Source organism: Sphingomonas sp. BK481, assembly GCF_014194875.1.
GTDB classification, from domain to species: Bacteria; Pseudomonadota; Alphaproteobacteria; order Sphingomonadales; family Sphingomonadaceae; genus Sphingomonas; species Sphingomonas aerolata.
This window is the reverse complement of the sequence record NZ_JACIAP010000033.1, coordinates 1-5,954: the sequence shown is the minus strand read 5'-3', so window position 1 is coordinate 5,954 and position 5,954 is coordinate 1. Positions and strand designations below refer to the sequence as shown.

Here is a 5,954-nt window from a genome sequence, read left to right as displayed (position 1 = left end):
CCCGATGTTACTGACATGTACGCTCCTGCGACACATAAGCGTTTCCGCGACCACGCCGGCCAACTCGCCGCACGCGCTTAGCCCGAGCTCGCGGCCATTGCCGTTCGAGTTCGGGCTTTATTCGATCTGACCTTTGGGACGCGTTCTGCGCGCCCATGATCTCGAATACGTGGAAACCGTGTAGTGGAAAACCAAGTCTCGAAATCCGATGATTTGTGTCAGGATGACCGTCAGCATCAAGCTGCCAATCCAGCACCTCAGCCTTTCTTGCGGATGCGACCACAAAGCTTTTTCTCGAACAAATTCGATCTGGAGATCGTAGAAGGCTATTCTAAGGCTGATGCCAAAGACCGGCAGAATGAGGGTAAGGACTGGCTGAGCCGACTTATGGAGCTCAACCTGTTACTTTTGATCGTTTTGGTTGGCGTACCGGTCCTGGTATATTGCGTCTTATCCTCCGCACTTTAGAATGCGATAAGATACCGCCTTCGCGTCGCAACCGGGATTGTGGATAAAGGCCTCTGGGTCGTCCCACTGAAGCCTCGGGTAAATGACAATATGTCAGGCGCCCGAGGATCGTTTAGATACGATAGCGCTGAATGCAACCGCGTTCCTTCGTGACATTGCAACGCGTAAGCCGATCGGCCGTTGTGGAAAAATGGCAACGAATACCTTATCCCAACGGACCGCGTTAAATCTGCCGCATCTCGCGGTGCTGCTGACAGCAGCGCTTCAAATTCTGACGCCTCTTTTACCGCAGATTGGGATCGGTCAGCCTATCGGATCCCGGTCTCTGGCGGTCCGAACCTTGATAACCCCGGCAGGCTGGGCATTCTCGATCTGGGGCGCGCTTTACCTCGGAGCCACGGTGTTTGCTGTTTATCAGGCCCTGCCCGCACAGCGCCAAAATGCATTGCTTCATCGCCTGCGCTGGCCGGCAGCGGGCGCATTTTTGGGGAACGCACTCTGGGCTGCTTACACACAGCTTTACGGGTTAAGCTTCGTATCGGTTCTGATCATTACCTTGACGCTTACGTGCCTGATCGTTGCCTATCATGCCCTGTCGAATGCGACGGTGTCGAAAACTGCGTGGTGGTGTGCGTACCTTCCGTTGAGCGCGCTCGCCGCATGGTTGACCGTCGCTACCACCGTCAACATCGCGGCTAGCCTGAGGTATCACGGCGTGGAGGGCGGTGCAGCCGCTCCTGGGATCGGTGCAGCGGTGATCGTGATTGCTGGACTCATCGCGGCCACCGTGCTGGTCCGAGGACGTGGCAATCTGCCGTACGCAGCTGTTTTCCTTTGGGCGCTTGCTGCTATCTTCGCTGCAGGTGGCCAAGCTGCAGGACCTATTGCCGTAGCAACCGGCGCTGCCGCGATCCTCGTTATTTCAGGCTTGGTCGCTGGCTACCGGCGCAGGGTATATGCGTCTGGTTCGATTACAGGTTGAACCTAAATCCGTAGCCGAGACCTAGGGTGAATTGGGTCCGGCGCCCGCGTTCGCGGATGAGGGGTGAATCGCCTGCGTTCTGACCTAGTCGATCCAGGCCAGTGAAAAGCGTGATGGCGCTTCGCCGGTTTAGGGGACGAATTACGGTACCGCCTACACCGTAGGACAATAGTCCGCCTGACGCAGAATACGGTCTAAGTCCGGACCGTCGCGACTGGAGCGCATCGATGCCGAAATACGTCTCGATATACTCGCGGCTTGCCAGCGTTGCGCGAGGCCCGATGTTGATGATGGTCCGTCCCCGGCGCGCCTGGTAAGCAACTGACCCGTCGGCGACAACGCCGTCATGCCCGCCGAAGCCGCGACGAACCTCGATCCGTCCACGCCATGGCCCAGCCCGTTTCTCGACGAAGCCTCCCACCTCAACAGCTGCATCTACGTCGCCGAGGCCGCGTAGCGCGTCACTCCCGCCTGTAATGAGGAACGGCGATCCCCCGCGCTCTTCATCCCGCCCAAAGCGGAGCTTGGCGAGCGGTCCTGCCTTCCACCCGTCCCGGTTCACCCCGTTCCAACCCAAACCGTCGGGGATCGAAGCGAAGATGGTGTCCTTGTAGTTGATCCGCAGGTCGGGAAAGATCGACAAGGCCATGTCTCGCGAGCCTTGCCATGCAGGGCTTAAGACTGGTGCGACGCCGACGGTGATGCTCCATCCGGCAGTGCCTGCCTCCAAAGGCCGACCTGCGGGGGGGGGCGGCCGCAGGTCCGTCTGCGCGAAGCAGGGTTGAGCAGAGACTAGCGCAAGGATGGTTAGAGCGGAGCGCATCCTTATCCCTTTTTTCGGCCCCGTTGATGACGGTCGGTCGGTCATGTCAGCAGCCACCTTATCCCCGCGCGTCGTAAACGCCAGTCCCGGTAGATGGAGTACGGCTATACCCACAGCGTATGACCGGTCCGCTTTCAATGCCGGCGGACGCGTTCAAACTCAGGCCGAAGCAGCCGCTCGCGTTTTCCACAGGGACCAGCCGACGCCGCAACCCAGTATCGCAAAGGTTACCGCCAACGACGCTGCGGGCGGGAATTTGGCGAGCCCGAACATGTCGGCAACGAAGATTTTCGAGCCGATAAATACCAGCAACGCGGCCAAGGCGTATTTAAGGTAATGGAACCGGTCGACCATCGCGGCGAGCGCAAAATAGAGCGCGCGTAACCCAAGGATAGCAAAGATGTTCGACGTGTAGACGATGAATGGATCCGTTGTGATCGCGAAGATGGCCGGCACGGAATCGACCGCAAAGATGACGTCAGCGCATTCGATCATGACCAGAGCCAGTAGTAACGGCGTAGCGATCCGGCGCATGCGCCCCGTCGCTGGGTCCTGCTCTTTCACCCAGAATCGTTCGCCGTGAAGTTGGTCGGTAACCGGCATGCGCTGGCGGACCCAGCGTAAAACGGGCGAACTGGCTACGTCATATTCCGTGTCTGCAGTCAGCCACATCTTGATACCGGTGAAAACCAGGAAGGCCGCAAAGACGTATAATACCCATTCGAACCGATCGACCAATGCCGCACCAAAACCGATCATCACTGCACGCAGGACAATGACACCCAGGATGCCCCAGAACAGTACGCGGTGCTGGTGGATGCGGGGGATGGCGAAGTAGCCAAAGATCATGGCGATGATGAACACGTTATCCATCGCGAGGCTCTTCTCGATGACGAAGCCCGTCACGTAGTTGAGACCGGCAGTAGGCCCGATATACCACCAAATCCACCCGCCGAACGCCAGTCCCAGCGTGATGTAACCTGCTGACAATGCGAGGCTCTCGCGCACCCCGATTTCCCGCTGTCCGCGGTGCAACACACCCAGATCGAGGATCAGCAACGTTGCGACGATGCCGAGAAATGCCAGCCACATCCAGACAGGCGTACCAAGGAATAACAAGGAGAGCAGCTCAGGCATGGGGACCTCTAACAAACATGATGACGTGGGGCGGGATCAGCGGTCAGGAGGGCCGGTATCTCGCGTGTGGTGCGCACAAGCGGCCTCTCAGGCCCAACTCAAAGCTCTACAATTGCAGCACAATTGGAGAATTCGGGGTTCGGCGCGCTATCGCGATACGCACGCGCTCGTCCAACTGCGGATGCAGCTCGGCGAGTCTGTTGATTTTCATGCTCAGAGCCTCTTCTCAATCGGTGATCGAAAGATTGGATCATCAACGACGACAGGAGGCAAAGCGGCCAGGCCTATATCGAGATAACCCGATGCGGTCCGACATCACAATCACCCAAGGGAAATTGTCAGAGGGGCCCGGCCCGCTCTTTATAGATAGGTTACGGTTTGCGGTTATCAATCAGTTTCAATATTTGATAACGACCGTAGTCTGCGCTCAATCTGCCGCACTTCTCATCCCAAAACATCACGCCGATCGGGAAGATGAATCGGTCGATAACGCCTACTTCTGGACGCTCAGTTTGGCGAGCCGCAAGCCTGAAAGCCATTCGGCAAGCCATGAGCCGCAACGTGCCCCGTCGGCATGTGCTCTGCTTGCGGCAGGCAAGCCGTGCGGCGTATGTCGCTACTGCTGGTGGGGGGAAATAAATGGCGAATGGCAGTAGCAGCCGCGGAAACTCGGTTGTCGGCGAGCGCTGGCCGCTCTTCTGGGCAGGCTGTGCGGCGATCAGCGTTGGGGTGGCCCTTCACTTACCAATGCTCGCGATGGCCCATACGATGGGCAATCACCTGTCGGGTATGGCTATGGACGGATGGATGTACCTAGGCATGGCGCTGATCGGTATCGGCGTGCCGGCAGCTATATTTGGCGCTTTACCCAAGAAACGGCCTGATCACAGGGCAGCCGTTGGCGTCGCATATGAAGCGCCCGATGATACCCCTCTGACGCGCTCGCATGCTGCCGTTCTGCTGGTGCTTACCCTCGGGCTCATCATCGACACTATGAAGCCAGCAACCCTCGGCTTCGTGCTTCCCGGCATGCGGGGCGAGTATGGGCTCGCCAAATCGACCGTTGCCCTGCTTCCGTTCGTTGCCCTTACGGGGACCACAGTTGGCTCGTTCTTGTGGGGGTGGCTTGCGGACATCTACGGTCGGCGTGTGTCGATCCTGTTGTCGACAATCCTGTTCGTCTCGACCTCCATCTGCGGAGCTATGCCTTCCTACAGCTGGAACTTGGTCATGTGTTTTCTGATGGGGTGCTCGGCTGGCGGAATGCTGCCCGTCGTCTACACGCTGTTGGCAGAGATCATGCCTCCGCGTCATAGAAGCTGGGTCCTTGTGCTGGTTGGTGGTACGGGACTGGTCGGTGGCTACCTCGCAGCTAGCGGTGCAGCGCATCTGTTCGAGCCCCTGTTCGGCTGGCGTAGCTTGTGGCTGCAGGGCTTTCCCACCGGTTTGCTGCTGCTTGCGATGGCAAGGTGGATACCTGAGTCCCCGCGATTTCTGTTGGAACGGGGTATGGACGCCGAACTAGCTGACATGGCTCGAAAGTTCGGAATTGTCAGGCGTGCGCCACAAGCAGCGCCAGCGGACGCTGGCAGCGCCGCGGCTCACCACCGCGAGTTGACTATCGCCCTGGTGATCACGGCCCTGTCTTGGAGCTTCGTCAACTTCGGCTTGCTGCTATGGTTGCCTTCCGATCTCCAGGATCGAGGCTTCAGTGCCGAGATTGCGAGCGGCATCATCGCCAGCTCAGCACTTGTTGCCCTGCCCACGATCATGATCGCGGCCTTCCTTTACAGCCGGTGGAGTAGCAAGCGCACCCTGATCGGCACTGTGCTTCTCACACTCGCCGGGCTTGCCGGAGCCCTACTGCCGGCGCCTACGCTGGCTTGGCCACCACTGCTCATCGCTGTGATCGCGTTGCTGGTGGTTGGCACAAACGGATTGATCGCCGTGCTACTTCCCTATGCAGCCGAAAACTACGCATTACGCGTCCGTGGGCGTGCCACCGGGCTTATCGCGGGGAGTAGCAAATTTGGTGGCGTTGCTGTCCAGCTGGGCGCCTTCGCTGGGCTGATCCCGACGATGGGGGGCGCGGCAATCGCGCTAATTGTACCAATGACGCTGTCAGCGGTACTGATCGGGCGCGCAGGAAGAGAGACGCGCGGACGCAGCTTACGCGAGCTGGAAGCAACGGCTTAGCTGTCGGCTCGACATAGGCCTCCGGAGTGTCCTCAGCGGTCAGATATGTGAAAAACCCGGTCGCAATCACGACTGCACGACAAACAGAGATTGCGGACAGGTTGCCAGGAACTGCAATCGTCCAAGTCTGCCGCAAACATACCGTTTTCCGACACTCTCAAAATCATCAATGTTCTTGATTTACCCCCGGAGTTCCTAGCGCTGCTCGACAGTCTGTCGGAAAGGTTGTGGTTTCGGACAGGCCCGCGCGTGAGGTCGTGTCCCGGGTGGTGGTGTAGCTCAGCGGTAGTGAAGCTGACCGGCCGCGCGCTATCATCCAGCGCTGTAGCGGCCGGTCAGGTTCACGGG

Annotated in this window: 6 protein-coding genes; 3 read left to right on the top strand and 3 right to left on the bottom strand. The window is 58.9% G+C overall.

Annotated elements, in window-relative coordinates:
• The first annotated feature begins 183 nt into the window (after window positions 1-183).
• Both FHY04_RS22200 and FHY04_RS22195 read left to right on the top strand, forming a co-directional pair.
• Window positions 184-468, top strand: a complete 285-nt coding sequence (locus FHY04_RS22200; protein ID WP_183938031.1) for a hypothetical protein — start codon at window positions 184-186, stop codon at window positions 466-468.
• Window positions 469-658: 190 nt separating this feature from the next.
• Entirely contained in the window at window positions 659-1,450 is a 792-nt protein-coding gene (locus FHY04_RS22195) for a hypothetical protein (RefSeq protein WP_183938029.1), read from the top strand.
• Here FHY04_RS22195 and FHY04_RS22190 read toward each other — a convergent pair.
• The 3 genes from FHY04_RS22190 to FHY04_RS22180 form a co-directional block, all read right to left on the bottom strand.
• Window positions 1,440-2,273: a MipA/OmpV family protein gene (locus FHY04_RS22190; protein WP_221211942.1), complete on the bottom strand. Its 834-nt coding sequence runs from the start codon at window positions 2,271-2,273 to the stop codon at window positions 1,440-1,442. The genes FHY04_RS22195 and FHY04_RS22190 overlap by 11 nt on opposite strands.
• Window positions 2,274-2,432: 159 nt before the next feature.
• Entirely contained in the window at window positions 2,433-3,410 is a 978-nt protein-coding gene (locus tag FHY04_RS22185; protein ID WP_183938027.1) for a TerC family protein, read from the bottom strand.
• 371 nt (window positions 3,411-3,781) lie between these two features.
• Window positions 3,782-3,949 carry a hypothetical protein gene (locus FHY04_RS22180; RefSeq protein ID WP_183938025.1) on the bottom strand — a complete coding sequence of 56 codons (168 nt, stop codon included), beginning with the start codon at window positions 3,947-3,949 and terminating at the stop codon, window positions 3,782-3,784.
• A 100-nt stretch (window positions 3,950-4,049) separates the two neighbouring features.
• Here FHY04_RS22180 and FHY04_RS22175 point away from each other — a divergent pair, with 100 nt between their 5' ends.
• Window positions 4,050-5,606: an MFS transporter gene (locus FHY04_RS22175; protein WP_234422830.1), complete on the top strand. Its 1,557-nt coding sequence runs from the start codon at window positions 4,050-4,052 to the stop codon at window positions 5,604-5,606.
• Window positions 5,607-5,954: the final 348 nt, after the last annotated feature.